We start from the raw sequence: 14,561 nt of genomic DNA on the forward strand, positions 1-14,561 counted from the left end.
AAGGTAGACCTTAATTTATTGCAGTGTCGTCGATGAGTCGATGCCTTCTCCGCTGCAACGGGGCCAACTACTATCGCAATTCGGCCAACGCAATACGTATGGCCTGTTCACGACAAGTATTGGCACCGGTGTGACTTCTGACTACCGCCCACGATCCCTAGCGTGGACCCAGTGCCTTCGACACCACTTCTTTCGGCCGAGACAAACGGTCCCCCAACCAGCCCGGCGATCACGCCGCGTCAGGTAATCACACGCGCGATCGCTTCCGAAGGTCGCGGAGCCAAGCTGGCGGCCGCGTCCGTCGGCTTCACCGGCCACCAGGTCGCGGAAGCGTTGGTGCCGGTGGTGATCGGTGCGGTCATCGACCGTGCTGTGGCGACCAACGATGCCGCCGCACTCGGAAAGTGGATCCTCGTTCTCGGAATTCTCTTCACCGGCTTGTTGCTCAGTTGGCGCTTCGCGGCGCGCATCTCCGATTCCGTCACCGAGCACGGAGCACATCGCTTGCGGATGGACATCGCGCGCCGAGGCCTCGATCCGCACGGCATGTCGCCGCGGCGTATGCCGGGCGAGGTCTACTCGATTGCAACATCCGACGCGGGTTCGGTGGCCGGATTCACGCACACGCTGAGCACCAAACTTGCGGCCGCTTGCGGAGTGCTGACCGCCGCGATTTCGCTACTGGTGATCTCGGTGCCACTTGGCCTGCTCGTCATCCTCGGCACTCCCCCGGTGCTGGCTCTCATGCAGGTGGTCAGTCGGCCGCTCGAACGCCGAGCCGAAACCGATCAGTGGCAGGGCGCCAAGGCCGGCGCGCTAGCCGCAGATCTACTCTCCGGACTCCGAATCCTCTCCGGAATCGGCGCCGGAGATGCTGCAGCGCAGCGGTATCGGGCAGCCAGCCGGACTTCGTTGGAAGCAACCCTTCGCGCACAGAGATACCAAGCGATGTACTCCGCCGCCAACGTTGCGATCGCCGGCGCTTTCCTCGCCGTCATCGCGTACGTGGGCGGACGGATGGCAGCGTCCGGGAGCATCTCGGTCGGTGAATTCGTTGCCGTGGTTGGTCTGGCACAGTTCCTTCGCGGTCCGTTGATCGACATCATCTACTTCGGCGCCGGCCTGGCACGGGCACGCGCCTCGGCCAACCGCGTCGCAGCACTTCTCGGGACCGGCGAGGCTGTCACTCCCGCGGGTGAACCTGTGTCCCTGAATCACTCCGAGTTCCTGACGCTGCGCGACGTCGTGTTGGCCGGAGCGTCACCAGTCGATCTCGACGTCAAACGCGGCGAGATCATCGGCATCGTCACCGAGAATGCCGCCTGGGCGGATGCGTTGGTCGACGCACTGGCGCGTCGAATCGAGCCTTCGAGCGGAACAATTCATCTCGGCGACAACGCCATTCACGAGCTGCACATCGACGAACTTCGCACTCACGTTCTGGCAGCACCGCACGACGCGGCACTGTTCATCGGCACAGTCGGCGACAACATCGACGCCCTCGCACCGATCGGCAGCCGCAACGACGAGGCCATCGCCGCTGCTGCGGCAGATCAAGTGATCTCGGCACTGCCGCTCGGCCTCGCAACCCGAGTCACCGAGCAAGGGAATTCTTTGTCCGGCGGTCAACGTCAGCGCATCGCGTTGGCGAGGGCACTGGCGAGCGAAGCTCCCGTCCTGGTCCTGCACGATCCCACCACTGCCGTCGACTCCGTCACCGAAGCGCGCATTGCTCGCGGGATCGCCGAGGTACGCGGGGCGCACGCCACAATACTTCTGACCAGCAGCCCCGTGCTGCTCGATATCTGCGATCGGGTGATCGAGCTGTGAACGAACTACTCCCCACCGCAACACCGAAACAAGCGCGGCGCGCGGCACTTCGGTTGATGGGACCCCACCGGATTTCCGCGATCGCAGCAGTCGTCACCCTGACCGCCGCGACCGCGATCGGTCTGCTCACACCGCTGGTCCTCGGCGCCATGGTCGACGCCGTGACCGACGCAGACGGCGACGCTGTCTCTCGCATCGGCACACTGACTCTCGCGTTGGTCGGTATCGCGGTTGCCTCATCCCTTCTCGTCGGAGTGAGCAACTACCTGCTCGCCGGCGTCGGCGAGCGCGTTGTCGCCGACCTTCGCGAAGAAGTTGTCGTCCGGGTTCTCGACCTTCCGCAGAGCGACGTCGAACGGGCCGGGCGCGGAGATCTCGTCTCCCGCATCACCGGCGACGTGCGGTTGGTGACCCGGGCCGTATCCGAAGCACTTCCGGTTTTTGCCACCGCGGCACTGACCATCGTGTTGACCCTGATCGGATTGGGTAGCCTCGATTGGAGATTCGCCGTCGCCGCGGTGATCGCGGAACCCATCCAGATCCAGGCGCTGCGCTGGTACCTCTCGAGGTCGGCACCGGTCTACCGCGAGGAGCGGGAGGCAGAAGGTGCACGTGCGCAACAGCTCCTGGACTCGCTGAGCAACTCCGACACCGTCGGATCGCTTCGCCTGGCGCAGCCGCATCTCGAACAGATCGAATCCCGATCGATGACGGCCGTCCGGCTGAGCTTGTTGACCACGCGTCTACGCACCAGGTTCTTCGGCCGGCTCAACATCGCGGAGTTCATCGGCCTGTCCGCTGTGCTGATCACCGGCTTCTGGCTGGTGAAGGACGGTCAGATCAGCATCGGTGCCGCCACCGCCGCAGCCCTGTTCTTCCACCGCCTCTTCGATCCGGTGGGCGCGGTTCTCAGCGTGTTCGACGAATTGCAGGAAGGCACAATCGCGTTGGCTCGCCTGGTCGGAGTCACGCTTGCGCCCGTGCCATCCGCACCGACCGATCCGCAGGAACCTGTCGACAGCTCAGCTTCTTTGGAACGCGTCACATTCTCGTACCGAAGCGGCGACGCTCCTGTTCTGCGAGACATCGACATCACCATTCCGGCAGGAACCGTCACCGCACTGGTGGGCGCTACCGGAGCCGGAAAATCTACAGTCGCAAAGCTGATCGCGGGAACCTACGAACCGACCGAAGGCGTCGTGAAGATCGGGACGGTGCCCCGGAACGAACTGCCACCGTCGACATCTCGGAGCGCGGTGGCCCTCGTGACTCAGGAGGTCCACGTCTTCGCCGGCACGTTGGCCGAGGATCTGCGGCTGGCCGACCCGTCGGCAACCGACAACGACATCACCGCGGCGCTCGATACCGTAGGCGCGTCGGATTGGCTGCGGGCTCTCCCGGACGGACTCGAAACCGTGGTCGGAGACGGTGGACACCGGCTGACCGCAACACAGGCCCAACAACTTGCGTTGGCAAGAATCGAACTACTGGATCCGCCGCTGCTGATTCTCGACGAGGCGACCGCCGAAGCGGGCAGCGCCGGAGCCAGGGTCCTCGACGATGCCGCTCTCGCTCTGACCCGGGGTCGCACTGCTGTCACAGTGGCACACCGACTCTCACAGGCCGTCGACGCCGATCAGATCCTGGTGATGGACCACGGCCGCGTCGTCGAGCACGGCTCTCACGACGAGTTGGTCAACCTCGGGGGTCGGTACGCGGAGCTGTGGGAAGCGTGGTCCGCTCCGCGGAGTTGACCGCGACGGTTGCACCGAGCACTTCCGCCCGGTGCAACCCAACTCATGCGTGCAGAAGGTACGGCACCGATTCGGGCGCCACACTCCGCTTGTTCATCATGCTGCCGGGTGTGCGGCCGGTGACCCGGCGGAACACCGCGACAAAGGCACTCGGAGTTTCGTATCCGACCCGCCTACTGACAACCGAAACCGGCACTCCAGCAGCTAAATACGTCAATGCTGCGCGGACACGTACCTGAATTCGCCACTGCGCAAAAGTCATTCCAGTGCCCTGCGCGAACACACGCGTCAGCGTACGGACGCTACCGCCAGCCGTCAGCGCCCATTCGGACAGCGACCGCTGGTCTGCCGGATTGGCGACCAACGCTTCGGCGACGAACAACGCTCGCGGATCGGTCGGCATCGGAACCTCCACCGCAGCAACTTCGAGCGGCTGCAACATGTCGAAGGCCACCCGCTCGGCGCGACTGCGCGCCTCGTCGGGCATGTTCCGCCGATGCATGTGCAGGAGTACCTCACGCAGGAGAGCGCTGACACCGAACAAGCCCGGAACACCCGACGGCGCCTCGTGAGCCTCGGGCCGGAAGTAGGTGCAGAAGAACTCCGTACCCGGACCGGCCTTCACGGCATGCAACGCCCCGGCAGGCAGCCACAGTCCGGCCGAAGGCGGCACCTCCCAAGTGATGCCGTCAGCGACAACCGTGAGCATTCCACCGGAGTTTCCCCAGATCAGCTCATGTTCAGGATGACGATGCGGGGCCCACTGCCGCTGATGAGAGAGCTTCAGAGTCACCGTTGTCATCGAGTAGGGGTGATCGATGGAACGCGGCCCCACGGGCACCGAAATTCTCTCTGCCACAGCTGTCATGAAGACGAGTATAGGACTTTCGTTAGGCATACCTAAATAGGAACCCGAAAATCGTTGACTGTGACCTCAGAGTTACACATACCAGGGTCCCCGATATCGTGACTGCAACTCCCGGCTACGGGTCGGCAACGAGAGGTACATGATGGTTGACGCATCACGAATCCCGGTCATCGTCGGCGTCGGCGATCTGCGCTGGAATCCTGCCGACGGGCACCGCGAACCCCTCGATCTGATTCACGACGCCACCGTCGCCGCGTTGAACGACAGTGGCCACGCTGAACTGGGAACACAGATCGATTCCGTGTTCGCGATCAAGACAGTCAGCTGGTCGTACGACGATCTCCCCGGGCTGCTTGCCTCACGATTAGGCGCGACCCCCACGGTCACCTCTACCTCGCCGATCGGTGGCCACTGGCCCGCGGCGCTCCTCGATCGGATCGGCGCGGCCATCGCTCGCGGTGAATCCTCGGCTGCTCTGCTCGTGGGCGGCGAATCGCACGCCAGCAGCACCGCGCTGCGAAAGTCCGGAGTCGCCCCCGACTCGATCGGGTGGACAGCCGCGCCCGGTGGGCCTCCCGGATTCGATCCGACCGACCTGGGAAGCCCCGAAATGCAGCGCGCCGGTTTCATCGTGCCGACTCGTGTCTACCCGCTCTTCGAGAACTGTTTCAGTGCTGCCGAGGGCCATGACGCCCGTGAATCGCTCGACTGGTCCGCGCGGATGTACGCCGCGTTCTCGGAACTGGCTTCGAAGAATCCCGCCTCCTGGACGTCGGAGATCCGATCGGCAGACGAGATCGGCACCGTCGGCCCCGGCAATCGGATGGTCGCCGAGCCGTACCCGCTGATGCTCAACGCCATGCCTTTCGTCAATCAGGCTGCGGCCGTTGTCGTCTGCTCGTTGTCGACGGCCCGCGAGTTCGGGATCGATGAAAACAAGCTGGTGTACCTCTGGGGCGGCGCAGGTGCGAGTGATCCGTTGGACATACTCAGCCGCAACAGCTTCGACAGCTCGGCCGCGATGCATGACGCCGTACATCGCACACTCGACGGTGCCGGAGTCGGCGCCGACGCACTCGACATCGTCGATGCCTACAGCTGCTTCCCGATCGTGCCCAAGCTGTTGATCCGCGAACTCGGACTTCGCGATACCGCGATCCCAAGCGTCACCGGAGGACACTCGTTCTTCGGTGGACCGCTCAACAGCTACACCCTGCATTCCGTCGCTGAAGTCACCAGGCGAATTCGCGACGGCGCGAACCTTGCCCTCGTCCACGGCAACGGTGGATTCCTCACCTACCAGCACTGCGTACTGCTGTCGTCCGCCGCTCACGCTGGCGGGTACGTCGGTGATCCCGACGCACGCGCGCTAACTGCGGAGGTTCCGGAACTGATCACTGATTACACGGGCACGGCGGAAATAGTTACGGCCTCTGTCGAATACGGCCGCACCGGGGAGCCTGAGATCGGGTTCGTGATCGCGGCAACGCCGGACGGCGGCCGCGTCGCCGGTCACACCGGTCCCGAGAATGCCGCCGAACTGACCCAGCTTCGCGGTGACAACCCTCCGTCGATCGGGCGAACTGTTCACATCAGCGACGAGAACGGGCGACTCACGCTCACGTTCTGACAGTAGCGTTCTGACAGTAGACAGCCGTCAGCACCGGGGCATGGTTGTGCCCCGGTGCTCACGTCTTCAGTTGTCGCGATTCACGCCGCGGTGGGTGGGCTGTTCCCGCCGATCGGCTGCTGATACGGATCAACAGACATCGGCGGATAGAACACCGATTTGCGATCCGGCCCGATCTCCACCCGCCATTCGGTGTGGTGCATCGTCCGATGATGATGACCGCACAACAAGATCAGATTGTCGAGATCCGTTGGGCCACCATCGTTCCAGTGAACAATATGATGGGCATCGCACCACCCCGACGGTGTCCCGCATCCCGGAAACGCACACCCACCATCACGAACCGCCAACGCCCGCCGCTGGGGTAGCGTCGCGGTCCTTGCTTCTTTGCCGCAGTCGAGCGGAACACCGTTCTCGTCCAACAAAATCCGGGTGACCGTGCAGTCGCACGCCAGCATCCGGGCAGTATCGATACTGATCGGACCTACCCAATCCGCCCACGCGAAACCCAGTTCCTGAGTCGACGGCAGTAGATCCTTCAATGCTTTGAGGTCGGTCATGTCTTTTGCACTGGCGGTGACTGTGATGTGCGGTTTCACTCCGCCTTCGATCGGACCCAGCCCCGCCCGCTCGTACCGCCGCAACAATTCGCAGAACCCATCCGCCCGTCGTAATGCCGGCGTGCGGGCGTCCTTGACGCCGTCTTTCTCCGGCGTCGGCGCCGACAGGCTCGACAGCAACGTGATCAGACGTGCCCCGTTCACAGCATCCAGGTCGCCCTTCACGGTCACCCGCCCGTACAAGCCTTTCGAGGCGTAGAACTCGTTACGCTCCGAATCCTCACCCACCGGAACGCCGTCTTCGCGTTTGCCGTACTGCTTCTCGATCCGCCGGATCGCTGCCCGCACTGCATCACAATCGGCGATGTTCTTCGACGCCAGGCCAAGCAGGATCCCGCGAGCCTTGTCCACATCCGCCAGGGTCATGTTCTTGGGTGGATGCTGACAAAACGACGCCACCTGCCGCGCCTTCAACGCATCCACGTCACCACGGTGAAACGCATCCGCGACAACAGGTTCGAGCATCAGCAACCGCGCCAACCCGACCAGCAGACTGCACTCACCGATCTCCAGATTCGTCGACCCATGCAACCACTGCGCGATCGCCCGAAAACCCTTCCCACCGAGAACCTCCCGGGAAAACATCTCCACGATCAGCAACACCATCCGCGACTGCAACTCGTGTCGGGCGCGCACCAGATCCAGAACCTCACCCTTGAGGTCCTCGCCATCCAGCTGCCACGCTTCCCGACTGTCCATGCTCAAAGTTTAATAGAACATACTTTCGATAACCAGAGACAAACCGGACAACTTCGGGAACATGAAGACTTGAGACCTGTTGAAGTACATAAACATTCGCCTAGTCGTCCAATATCACGCGATAGAAGACATACCCCACAAAACACGCAATCGCAACAACGCACAGCACGAGCAGGATGTCGAAAAAGACGGGCCGGGTTGGGTTTCGAGCCTGGTCGATGAGAGGCGTCGAAGACGAGGCGGGCGTGCCACACGGCAGCGCACGGCACTACTTCGAAAACGCGCGTGGACTGATAGTCGAGGTGGTGCGACACCTTCTGGACGGTGATCTTCCTCGCCCGGGCGAGACGCCGAAGCAACAGGTGGCCCGGTGGCTGGGGCCTGAATCCGGCCGCACTCGGGCGCGTTACGAACTGATCATCGCGTCATTCCACGATCCCGACCTCGCAGTGGAACTGGTGCGTGGTCGGGATCGGTTTGTCGACATCCTGGTCGAACGCGGCATGACCTCGTCCGATGCAACGGAGTTGGTCGCAGCACTGGACGGGCTCGTTCTGGACGCACTGCTGTGCAGGCAGGCGCCGGAAACCCTGGATCCAGAGCAAACCTTCAAGAGGTTCGGGGCGAAGTTCCCCTAGCCGTCCAACTCGGCGAAGAGCTCCATCCACTGCTCTTCGGCGGCTTCCTTGTCGGCGATGACCTGCTTGAGTTCTGCGCCGAGTTTCTGCAGCTTGTCCGGGTCGGTGGCCGCGTCGGCGAGGGAAGCGTGCAGTTTCTTCTCGCGGTCGTCGAACTTCGCAATTGACCGCTCGAGCTTCGAAAGTTCCTTGCGTGCAGCGCGATCCGCGGCACCGTCGCGGACCTGCTTGCTCTTCGACGCACCACTCGCCGTCGAGGCCACCGACGGGTTGTCGCCATCCCCCATCGCTGCGCGTCGACGCAGGTAGTCCTCGATACCACCCGGCAGGTTGGTGAGCTTGCGGTCACCGAAGAGAGCCCAGGTGGTGTCACAGATGCGCTCGATCAGGTACCGGTCGTGCGAGATGACCACCATGGTGCCCGCCCAGCCGTCGAGCAGATCTTCGAGTTGCTGAAGCGTGTCGATGTCGAGATCGTTGGTCGGCTCGTCGAGAAGCAGGACGTTGGGCTCGGCCATGAGGACACGCGTCAACTGCAGACGTCGGCGCTCACCACCGGAGAGATCACCGACTGGGGTGCGCTGACGCGCCGGTGTGAAGCCCAACCGCTCAGCCAGCTGACCCGCCGATACTTCCTTGTCTCCCAGCGTGATTCGCTCGGCTACATCCTTGACCGCGTCGAGTACGCGCATGTCGGTCGGTAGATCGTCGAGTTCCTGCTTGAGCCAACCGATGTGGACGGTCTGCCCCTGAATGCGCTTTCCGGCGGCAGGCTCGAGTTCGCCGGCCAGAGTCCGCAGCAGAGTCGTCTTGCCCGAGCCGTTGACACCGACCAGGCCGACACGCTCACCTGGAGCGAGACGCCAGGTCAGATCCTCGACGAGTACACGGCCGTCCGGAGTCTCCAGACGCGCGTCTTCGAGTTCGATGACAACCTTGCCGAGTCGACGCTGGGCGAAGGACGCAAGTGCCACCGCGTCACGAGGTGCCGGAACGTCGGCGATCAGGGCCTCCGCGGCCTCGATGCGGTACTTCGGCTTGGACGTACGGGCCGGCGCACCGCGGCGCAGCCATGCGAGTTCCTTGCGTGCAAGGTTGCGTCGACGCTCTTCGGAAGCGTCAGCCTGACGCGAACGCTCGGCGCGAGCGAACACCCAGTCGTTGTAGCCACCCTCGTAGCTTTCGACGCCGCCGCCGACAACCTCCCAGGTGCGGGTGGCGACGGTGTCGAGGAACCAGCGATCGTGGGTCACGACGACAAGCGCGCTGCGACGCGAGACGAGGTGCTCGGCCAACCACTGAACACCTTCGACGTCGAGGTGGTTGGTGGGCTCGTCGAGCACCAGCAGGTCGAGGTCCTGAACCAGGGCCGCAGCGAGAGCCACGCGGCGACGCTCACCGCCGGACAGGCCGTCGACCTTGGCGTCCAATGCGGACCGCTCGCCACCGGCGCCCAGGTTGTCGATGCCGATACCCGAGAGCACCGAACGGATGCGCGCGTCGCCGGCCCATTCGTGTTGCGCCACTCCGAGCGGCCCCAGGACCACTTCACCGACAGTGGAGCCGGGAGGCAGCACACCGCGCTGCGTCACGACGGCCATACGCAATCCGCCGACGCGGCTGACGCGTCCCGAATCCGGCTGCTCCACACCCGCGAGGACTTCGAGCATGGTCGTCTTACCGCCACCGTTGAGGCCGACGACGCCGATGCGCTCGCCCTCCTCGACGCCCAGGGAGACCCCGTCGAGCAACGGCTTGACGCCGAAAGACTTCGACACGTTTTCCAGATTGATCAGATTCGCCATCAGTGCTGTCCCTTTGCCGCATTGTCGAGTATTCGTGCTCCGGGAACGGGTCCGCTCGCCACGCGAACGGTGCGGCACACCCCCGCTCCCGCAAGTTCTGCGCTCACTTCCACCGCGGACTGTGCGTCGGCGCAGAGAAAGGCGCATGTCGGTCCGGAGCCGGAGACGATGCCGGCCAAAGCTCCGGCTTCGACGCCCGCTCGAAGCGTCCGTCGTAGATCCGGGTTGAGTGAGAGTGCCGCAGCCTGCAGATCGTTGCCGAGCAGCGACGCAAGCAGATGAGCGTCACCCGTGGTCAGTGCCTGGATCAACGCATCGGCGCTCCCCAACCGTTTCGGGGAGCCTTCTGCCCGCAGCTTGTCCAGCTCGCGGAACACGACTGGTGTGCTCAAGCCACCCTTGGCCAGCGCCAACACCCAGTGAAAAGTGTGGCGGGTCAACACGGGGACAAGTTGTTCGCCGCGGCCGGTTCCGAGGGCAGTGCCACCGTGCAGCGAGAACGGAACGTCACTCCCGAGGCGTGCCGCAAAAGCGTCGAGATCAGGCCGCGAGAAGTCGAGCTTCCACAAAGCGTTGAGCGCAACCAAAGCGGCGGCTGCGTCGGCACTCCCGCCGGCCATTCCGCCTGCGACGGGGATGCCTTTCTCGATGACTATCTCGACGTTCGGGGCCACGCCACCCTCGACGGCGAGCATCTCGGCGGCACGCCACACGAGGTTGGTGCGATCGGTCGGCACGGCCGCGGCGTCGTCGCCGATCACCCGCACGGTCAAGGTGTCCGCAGGCGCCACCGTGAGGGTGTCTGCCAGCGACAATGCCTGAAAAACCGTCGTCAGCTCGTGATAGCCGTCGTCTCGCAGGTCCCCGACGGCAAGGTGGAGATTCACCTTGGACGGGGCCCGGACGACTACGGGGCGTGGAACGACGGAGAGCACAAGGAACAACAATAGGCGCTGCGAACACCTGGGCGAAAACCTGCGACCGCAGCAGCCCGTCCGACAGCCAGCACACCCACGCTATTTCACCGCGCGCACACCTACGCCCAGACCGACCACCGCCACGCCCAAGGCGGCGACGATTCCTGCCAGAACGCTGCTCGACGCGAAGTCTCCGGCAAAGAGTGCCCGCTCGGCGTCTACGACGTAGCCGAGCGGATTGATGTTCACGAGGACCTTCATCCAACCTGGTGCGTCCTCGAGTGGAAGCATGGTTCCCGACAGGATCAGGAGCGGGAACATCAGCGTCTGCTGAACGACCCAGAACATCCAATCCTGCTCCCGCACAGCCAGAGCGAGAGCGTACGAGAGCGCACCGAGTCCGACGCCGAACACTCCCAGCAGGACTATCCCGAGCGCGGCTCCCGCTGCATTGACGTCCAATCCGAGCGGAAGTGCGACAAGAATGATCAGAATCGCCTGCGCGGCAAGCGGAACCATCTCCTTGCACGCTCGCCCGATCAACAAGGACGAGCGTCGGAGCGGAGTCACCAACATTCGCTCGTGCGATCCCTGCTGCATCTCCATCAGGAGGTTGGACCCGGTCATCGTCGTTCCGAAGATCGCGATCATCACCAACACACCGGGAATGAACCAATTCCATACGCCGTCACCGGTACCCGGAACCCCTTTGAGCAGAGGCCCGAACAACGCCAACAGGATCAGCGGCTGGATGAGGCTGAAGATGACGCTGACCGGGTCGCGCAACATCGGTCGCAGCTCACGGCCCATCACGATTGCGCTGTCTCGAACGATGTTGCCGTGCACGGTACGTGGGGTATCGAGTGTGATTGTCATGGCGGATTCCTGTTCGTCGAAGTTCTTTGTCGTGTTTCAGGAAGCGACCGCGGCGGCGCTCTCGCGCAGGCTGCGGCCGGTGAGAGTGAGGAAGACGTCGTCGAGAGTCGGCCTGGTGATGTCGGCAGTGAGTGCGCGGGCACCACGGGCATCGGCTTCACGCAGCAACACCGGTAGCGTCGAATCACCCTCGCCGGCACGGATACTCACCGAACTCGCCTGGACGGTGACGTCACGCACAGTGACAAGTCGCTCGGCCACCGACGCTGCGACGGCGGCCGCCTCGACGCTGTCGAAGGTGAGCAGAAGATGATCCCCCGCAAGATCCGCTTTGAGTGCAGCGGCGGTGTTGTCCGCGATAACAGTGCCCTCGTCGATGACGATGACCCGCTCTGCCATCGAATCCGCTTCTTCGAGGTAGTGCGTGGTCAGCACGATCGTGGTGCCCATCTCGCGCCGCAGCCGGAGGATGTGGTCCCAGAGGTTGGCCCGACTCTGCGGGTCCATGCCCGTGGTCGGCTCGTCGAGGAACAGGAGCGGTGGGCGATGGACCAGGCCCAGAGCGATATCGAGCCGCCGTCGCTGCCCGCCGGACAACGTACTGACCTTTCGAGTGCCCAACTCGGTGAGTTCGAGATCACGCAGCAGCTCGTCGGCCCGGACCTGCGAGTCACCCTTGGGCATTCCGTAGCACAACCCCTGCGTCACCAACTCGTCGCGAACTCGCTGGTTGTGGCCGGCTCCGTTCCCCTGTCCGACGTATCCGAGGCTCGATCGCACCTCGTTTCGTGCCGCAGCGATGTCAAATCCTGCGATTCGCGCGCTGCCGGACGTGGGCTCGAGCAAGGTGGTCAACATGCGCAACGTCGTCGATTTCCCGGCGCCGTTCGGCCCCAGCAAGGCAACCAACTCACCCTCCGCTACGTCGAGAGTGACTCCCTTGACTGCTTCCACGAGTTTCTTGCCCTGAGCGAAGTGCTTGGTGAGCGCCTTCGTCTCGATCATCGGTCTGCCGTCGTTGATGCGACTCATGACGTGGCCCCAATTTCTTCTCGACTGGTCGGATGTGGACCAACCTAAATTCAATTGAGGACTCATACGGTCCTAAATGTTTGGCAGACTTCTGGCCATGAAGGAGACATCGGCTCGCCTACTGCGGTTGCTGTCACTGCTCCAGACGCGTCGAGACTGGTCCGGTGCCGAACTCGCAGACAAACTCGCGATCACCCCGCGCACGGTTCGACGTGACGTGGACCGCCTCCGCGATCTCGGCTATCCGGTCGACGCGACAGTCGGAGTCGGTGGCGGATATCGCCTGGGTGCCGGCGCGGAGATGCCCCCGCTACAGCTCGATGACGAAGAAGTGCTCGCGGTGGCACTTTCACTGCAGTCCGGAGCGACCGGCTCTGTGGTCGGCATCGGCGAGGCTTCGATGCGCGCGCTGGCGAAGCTGCGGCAGATCATGCCGTCGAGGCTGCGACACCGTCTGGAGTCGCTGTCGATCGATGTCGTGCCACGCGAGCCCGCCGCGAGCGCAGTCGATGCGTCGGTCTTGTCCGCCATCGCGTCGGTGTGCCACAACCACGAACGCCTGCGATTCGATTACAGCACTCACGACGGCACCCAGAGCCGGCGCGAGGTGGAACCGTACCGGCTCGTACGGTCGGGTGTCCGGTGGTATCTGGTGGCCTGGGATCTCGCTCGCGAAGACTGGCGATCATTTCGCGTAGACAGAATGGAACCCAAGATCCCCACCGGCCCACGATTCGTGCCGCGGGAACTACCCGCCGGTGGTGCAGCAGACTTCGTTTCCCGCGGTGTCGCTCGGGCCTATTCCTCCACGCGCGCAACCGTTCTACTGCATGCACCCATCGAGCAGATAGCACCGATGGTCAACGAACAGTGGGGATCGGTGGAGTCCACCGACGAAGGGCGTTGCGTCATAGTGCTTTCGGGCACTTCTCTGCGATCGATCGCACACTGGCTCAGAGCTTTCGACGTCGATTTCACCGTTGTGAATCCACCTGAACTCCGCGAGGAATGCCGCACGATCGCGGCGGAAACGGCAGTCGCCACTCAGCGGTATCTCGATGCATGACAGCGTTTTTCACCCAAATACAACAAGACCCCAACTCCGAAGAGTTGGGGTCTTGTCAGTACGTCATGCGTCGGTTGCCCGACTCGCATGGACGTCTTAGACGATGGTAACGCCGGTGGCCTGCGGGCCCTTGTTGCCCTGACCGATCTCGAACGCCACGCGCTGGTTCTCCTCGAGAGTGCGGAAGCCGCCACTCTGGATCTCGGAGTAGTGAACGAAGACGTCAGCACTGCCGTCTTCGGGAGCGATGAAGCCGAACCCCTTCTCGGAGTTGAACCACTTCACGATGCCCTCTGCCATGTAAATCTCCTCTAACACAGTGTCAACAGGCAGTCGCTTCGACCGCCCGGGTCACTTACTACGACCGTTCTGAGACAAATCCGTGGAGGATGTCCAAACGCTCGCAACCTAACCATTTGCGAGCGTGGAAACACAAACACAAACACTTACGACCAACACAAGTAGACCACACATCCGCCGTGTTGTCTTCCTTGAGGCCTTCATCACTGCCCAGCCCGTTGACAGGCATACCCCCTGGGGGTACCTTCGATTGCAGAGCGATACCTACACCGGGTATCCGTAAAATAAGCTTTCCACAACCGAAGGGATCTGCGATGACCACCGCCGAATACACCGTTTCCGGAATGACCTGCGGACACTGCGTCGGATCCGTCAAGGAAGAGATCGGCAACATCGCGGGAGTAACCGCGGTGGATGTCGAACTGGCGAGCGGACGCGTCGTTGTCACCAGCGATGCTCCCGTCTCCGCAGCCGACGTCGTCGCAGCAGTCGACGAAGCCGGCTACGCAGTCGTACCAAGCTGAGT

13 protein-coding genes are annotated in these 14,561 nt (G+C 63.3%); 6 read left to right on the forward strand and 7 right to left on the reverse strand.

The annotated features are described in order from the left end of the window. The first annotated feature begins 171 nt into the window (after positions 1-171). The gene (locus tag M0639_RS21155) at positions 172-1,830 is read left to right on the forward strand and encodes an ABC transporter ATP-binding protein (protein WP_225320113.1); all 1,659 of its coding nucleotides are present in this window, start codon (positions 172-174) and stop codon (positions 1,828-1,830) included. After that, a complete protein-coding gene (locus M0639_RS21160; protein ID WP_064074043.1) occupies positions 1,827-3,584 on the forward strand; it encodes an ABC transporter ATP-binding protein in 1,758 nt (585 codons plus the stop codon). Before M0639_RS21155 ends, M0639_RS21160 begins: the two co-directional genes overlap by 4 nt. A 43-nt stretch (positions 3,585-3,627) precedes the next feature. Here the strand turns inward: M0639_RS21160 and M0639_RS21165 are convergent, their stop codons facing one another. After that, the gene (locus tag M0639_RS21165) at positions 3,628-4,452 is read right to left on the reverse strand and encodes a helix-turn-helix domain-containing protein (RefSeq protein WP_063316779.1); all 825 of its coding nucleotides are present in this window, start codon (positions 4,450-4,452) and stop codon (positions 3,628-3,630) included. 139 nt (positions 4,453-4,591) lie between these two features. On the opposite strand from M0639_RS21165, the gene M0639_RS21170 reads away from it, so the two are divergent. Further along, a complete protein-coding gene (locus M0639_RS21170; RefSeq protein ID WP_064074041.1) occupies positions 4,592-6,082 on the forward strand; it encodes an acetyl-CoA acetyltransferase in 1,491 nt (496 codons plus the stop codon). Positions 6,083-6,162: 80 nt separating this feature from the next. On the opposite strand, the gene M0639_RS21175 is transcribed toward M0639_RS21170, so the two are convergent. Beyond that, positions 6,163-7,401, reverse strand: a complete 1,239-nt coding sequence (locus M0639_RS21175; protein ID WP_064074040.1) for an HNH endonuclease signature motif containing protein — start codon at positions 7,399-7,401, stop codon at positions 6,163-6,165. A 218-nt stretch (positions 7,402-7,619) separates the two neighbouring features. On the opposite strand from M0639_RS21175, the gene M0639_RS21180 reads away from it, so the two are divergent. Then, the gene (locus M0639_RS21180) at positions 7,620-8,039 is read left to right on the forward strand and encodes a TetR/AcrR family transcriptional regulator (RefSeq protein ID WP_082893147.1); all 420 of its coding nucleotides are present in this window, start codon (positions 7,620-7,622) and stop codon (positions 8,037-8,039) included. Here M0639_RS21180 and M0639_RS21185 read toward each other — a convergent pair. From M0639_RS21185 to M0639_RS21200, 4 genes are all read right to left on the reverse strand, one after another. Next, positions 8,036-9,844, reverse strand: coding sequence for an ABC-F family ATP-binding cassette domain-containing protein (locus M0639_RS21185; protein WP_003946255.1), 1,809 nt, complete (start codon positions 9,842-9,844; stop codon positions 8,036-8,038). The two genes, M0639_RS21180 and M0639_RS21185, sit on opposite strands and share 4 nt — an antisense overlap. Further along, positions 9,844-10,779, reverse strand: coding sequence for a 4-(cytidine 5'-diphospho)-2-C-methyl-D-erythritol kinase (locus tag M0639_RS21190; RefSeq protein ID WP_030536307.1), 936 nt, complete (start codon positions 10,777-10,779; stop codon positions 9,844-9,846). The genes M0639_RS21185 and M0639_RS21190 overlap by 1 nt, the downstream gene beginning before the upstream one ends. A gap of 81 nt (positions 10,780-10,860) precedes the next feature. Continuing rightward, the gene (locus tag M0639_RS21195; protein ID WP_042448972.1) at positions 10,861-11,637 is read right to left on the reverse strand and encodes an ABC transporter permease; all 777 of its coding nucleotides are present in this window, start codon (positions 11,635-11,637) and stop codon (positions 10,861-10,863) included. A gap of 36 nt (positions 11,638-11,673) precedes the next feature. Then, on the reverse strand, positions 11,674-12,669 hold the full coding sequence (locus tag M0639_RS21200) for an ABC transporter ATP-binding protein (RefSeq protein ID WP_080726601.1): 996 nt from the start codon (positions 12,667-12,669) through the stop codon (positions 11,674-11,676). A gap of 97 nt (positions 12,670-12,766) precedes the next feature. Here M0639_RS21200 and M0639_RS21205 point away from each other — a divergent pair, with 97 nt between their 5' ends. After that, on the forward strand, positions 12,767-13,735 hold the full coding sequence (locus M0639_RS21205) for a helix-turn-helix transcriptional regulator (RefSeq protein WP_042449230.1): 969 nt from the start codon (positions 12,767-12,769) through the stop codon (positions 13,733-13,735). Positions 13,736-13,831: 96 nt separating this feature from the next. Here the strand turns inward: M0639_RS21205 and M0639_RS21210 are convergent, their stop codons facing one another. After that, the gene (locus tag M0639_RS21210; protein WP_003946232.1) at positions 13,832-14,035 is read right to left on the reverse strand and encodes a cold-shock protein; all 204 of its coding nucleotides are present in this window, start codon (positions 14,033-14,035) and stop codon (positions 13,832-13,834) included. A gap of 314 nt (positions 14,036-14,349) precedes the next feature. On the opposite strand from M0639_RS21210, the gene M0639_RS21215 reads away from it, so the two are divergent. Then, entirely contained in the window at positions 14,350-14,559 is a 210-nt protein-coding gene (locus tag M0639_RS21215) for a heavy-metal-associated domain-containing protein (protein WP_003946267.1), read from the forward strand. Positions 14,560-14,561 lie beyond the last annotated feature (2 nt).

The sequence above is a fragment of the Rhodococcus qingshengii JCM 15477 genome (genome assembly GCF_023221595.1).
GTDB classification, from domain to species: Bacteria; Actinomycetota; Actinomycetes; order Mycobacteriales; family Mycobacteriaceae; genus Rhodococcus_F; species Rhodococcus_F qingshengii.

Coding starts and splice junctions, on each gene's coding strand:
- M0639_RS21215 (WP_003946267.1), top strand. CDS start 14,350: ATGACCACCGCCGAATACACCGTTTCCGGAATGACCTGCGGACACTGC.
- M0639_RS21205 (WP_042449230.1), top strand. CDS start 12,767: ATGAAGGAGACATCGGCTCGCCTACTGCGGTTGCTGTCACTGCTCCAG.
- M0639_RS21185 (WP_003946255.1), bottom strand. CDS start 9,844: ATGGCGAATCTGATCAATCTGGAAAACGTGTCGAAGTCTTTCGGCGTC.
- M0639_RS21170 (WP_064074041.1), top strand. CDS start 4,592: ATGATGGTTGACGCATCACGAATCCCGGTCATCGTCGGCGTCGGCGAT.
- M0639_RS21175 (WP_064074040.1), bottom strand. CDS start 7,401: ATGGACAGTCGGGAAGCGTGGCAGCTGGATGGCGAGGACCTCAAGGGT.
- M0639_RS21210 (WP_003946232.1), bottom strand. CDS start 14,035: ATGGCAGAGGGCATCGTGAAGTGGTTCAACTCCGAGAAGGGGTTCGGC.
- M0639_RS21180 (WP_082893147.1), top strand. CDS start 7,620: ATGAGAGGCGTCGAAGACGAGGCGGGCGTGCCACACGGCAGCGCACGG.
- M0639_RS21165 (WP_063316779.1), bottom strand. CDS start 4,452: ATGACAGCTGTGGCAGAGAGAATTTCGGTGCCCGTGGGGCCGCGTTCC.
- M0639_RS21200 (WP_080726601.1), bottom strand. CDS start 12,669: ATGAGTCGCATCAACGACGGCAGACCGATGATCGAGACGAAGGCGCTC.
- M0639_RS21195 (WP_042448972.1), bottom strand. CDS start 11,637: ATGACAATCACACTCGATACCCCACGTACCGTGCACGGCAACATCGTT.